Source organism: Candidatus Afararchaeum irisae (assembly GCA_034190545.1).
Classification (GTDB): domain Archaea; phylum Halobacteriota; class Halobacteria; order Halobacteriales; family Afararchaeaceae; genus Afararchaeum; species Afararchaeum irisae.
Map to the genome: position 1 here is coordinate 1 of JAXIOF010000012.1, position 2787 is coordinate 2787.

Consider the following 2787-nt stretch of genomic DNA (forward strand, 5'->3'; position numbering starts at 1 on the left):
GCGATTCACCCACGGGTCAGGTGACCCGTGGTACTCTCGCTCCAAATACTATAGAGAGCCTCATAGACGACGTACAGAGCCAGACCGACGTCACCGTCGAGGAGATAGACGAGGTCAAGGATCGAATCACAACGGGTGTCGACACAGTAAACGACGCACTCGAAGCATTTGAGGATGTCGTCGAGAACGTCGAGGAGACCAACACCGGGGTACAGGAGATCTCCGACGCGACCGACGACCAGGCGGACTCGACTCAGGAGGTCGTCTCGATGGTCGACGACGTCGCGAGCATAAGCGAGGAGACGGCTGCGGAGGCGAAAAACGTCAGGTCGGCGTCACAGAGACAGACAGAGACGATCTCTGAGGTCGCCGAGTCGACAAATAATCTCTCTAACAGAACTGAGAGCCTCCGTAACCTAGTCAATGAGTTCGAGTTCAGAGGCGGTGACTTCACTGAGGCGACCCCCGAGGAAGCCGACCGTATCCTTGATTCGGGAGGATACGAACTGATCGACGTACGAACCCAAGCCGAGCATGACGACTACCGAATACCCGGAACCGACTACGTCATACCCCACGACGAGGTACGTGACAGACTCGGTGAGATAGAGTCGAACCGTGTCGTAGTCTACTGTAAGAAGGGCGGGAGGAGTGCTAAGGCGGCACAGATACTCGCGAGGAACGGCTTCGAGGACGTAGTCAACATACAAGGCGGCGTAGACGGCTGGAGGGACACCGGCTTACCCGTCGAGGAGTAACTCCATTTAGCCGTCCGACTCGATCTCCGCTCCACAGACCCGGCAGTAGACTGCGTCGGGGTCGTGGTACTCCGTACCGCAGTCGGGACACGGCTTTGAGACCTTTCCCTCGTGGGTCCACGTTCTTATTATACGGCTCGCCTGCCACGGTATGAAGATTATCCCCGCAGTAATTCCTAAGACAGCCGTCAGCCTTCCGAGACGTGTCGTCGGAACTATGTCCCCGAATCCGACAGTTGAGAGCGCGACAACCGTGAAGTAGAGGCTGTCACCGAATGTGTTCACCTCGGGGTTGACGGTGTTCTCGAAGGCATAGAAGAAGCCGGCTGTCACGAAGAATATTATGAAGACGGTGGTGAGGAGACGCGCACCCCGGAGAGACTCCTCCGTGACGGTTCCGAAGAAGAACTTCTCGTCCTCCAAGAAACGCAGGAAACGGAATATCCTGAGGACACGGAGGACTCTCAGGAAGCTCAGACCCGCGACAGCCGTCGTCGAGAAGACGAGTATGAGTAATGTCGGGAGTATAGATACTAGGTCTATCACGGAGTAGACGTCGTATGTCTGTCTCAGCCTGTCGTCGGCTGAGTAGATACGTGCGACGTACTCGACGACGAAGACGAGGGTTATGCCGACCTCTATATCCCAGAGTAGGCTCGCCCAGAACCCCGACGTGTACGTCTCGGCGACATAGACGACGACGAAGACTGCGTTGAGGAGTATTATACCCAGATCTATCGCTTTTCCGAGACGAGTGTCCCTGTCGTGGAGGTAGAAATGAACCGTCTGCCTTAGATCTGTTTCCGCCGTCATCTCAGAATAATGGCTCCCCCTTCGTCTCACGTCCGAAAAGCAGTACGACGACGCCGCCTAAAACGAACGACGCCGCTAAGGGCGCGAGTGCGACGAGGTATCCCCGTCCGACGAGTACGCCTGCGAGTATGGGGCCTATGACCGCTCCTATCTTTCCGACTCCCCCCGCGAAGCCGTTGCCCGTCGCACGTGCCTCCGTAGGGAAGAGCTCGGGAGTGTAGGCGTATATCGCTCCCCAGGCTCCGAGAGCGAAGAAGCTCGCGCCGAGGAGACCCGCTATGAAGCTACTCAGGCTCGACTCGGCACCTATACCGAAGAAGGAGACGTCGGGCATCGAGACTGCGAAGACGAACGTAAAGACACCCGAGAGGACGAGGTACGATCCGAGCGTCGGCTTCCGTCCTATCCTCTCGACTAGGTACGCCGCGCTGAAGTAGCCGGGGAACTGGACGACTGCGATCAGGACGAAGTAGAGGTATATGCTCTCGAAGGTAAGACCACCGACTGTCACGTTGCCGACGACTCCCGCGGCTCCTACCGTACTCGGAAGCCAGATGAAGACTCCGTAGTAGCCGAGGTTTACGCCGAACCACGCCGTCGTGATCATCGCAGTCTGTTTCCTCAGATCCGACTCGAAGAGACGTGAGAAGCCGGGCGACCGAGTCTCTCTGACCTCCTCCGCCGAGATGGGTGTGAACTCCTCTCCGTTTTCCTCGGCTATCTCACGTATACGGTCGTTCGCGGCTTCTATCTCACCCTTGAGAGCGAGGTAGTACGGCGTCTCGCTGAGTCCTCTCCTTATCACGAATACGGTGAGAGCGGGGAACGACGCCGCGGCGAACAGGACTCTCCAGTTAGCGACCTCTCCAAAGACGGGTACGTCTACCATACCGCCCGATGAGACCACCGAGAGGAAAAACCACGCGAGGACGACGGCTAGGAGGTTACCGAGGGGCCAGAAGGCGTCGAGGTAGACCACGTACTTACCTCTCTCCTGTGTCGGGAGATGTTCGGAGAGGTAGGAGGTGTCGACGGCGAGAGCACCCCCGAGTCCGACGCCCGTGAGGAAACGCAGTCCGAAGCCCGAGTAGAAACCCGTCGCCAGAGCCGTCAGACCCGTAAAGACGGAGTAGAAGAGAACTGTCCACTCGAACGCCTTCTTCCTGCCGTTCGTGTCGGCGTACGCACCCCAGATCCAGTTCCCCGCGATCATTCC

3 protein-coding genes are annotated in these 2787 nt (G+C 57.9%); 1 reads left to right on the top strand and 2 read right to left on the bottom strand.

The genetic code is table 11. The features are described 5' to 3' along the window. A partial coding sequence (locus SV253_01330) for a rhodanese-like domain-containing protein (protein MDY6774726.1) occupies positions 1 to 758 on the top strand: 758 nt, incomplete at its 5' end. Positions 759 to 764: 6 nt separating this feature from the next. On the opposite strand, the gene SV253_01335 is transcribed toward SV253_01330, so the two are convergent. Both SV253_01335 and SV253_01340 read right to left on the bottom strand, forming a co-directional pair. Continuing rightward, positions 765 to 1571 carry an ion transporter gene (locus SV253_01335; protein MDY6774727.1) on the bottom strand — a complete coding sequence of 269 codons (807 nt, stop codon included), beginning with the start codon at positions 1569 to 1571 and terminating at the stop codon, positions 765 to 767. Position 1572: 1 nt separating this feature from the next. Beyond that, positions 1573 to 2787: MFS transporter (locus tag SV253_01340; GenBank protein ID MDY6774728.1), on the bottom strand; the 1215-nt coding region annotated here is incomplete at its 5' end.

Coding starts and splice junctions, on each gene's coding strand:
- SV253_01335 (MDY6774727.1), bottom strand. CDS start 1,571: ATGACGGCGGAAACAGATCTAAGGCAGACGGTTCATTTCTACCTCCAC.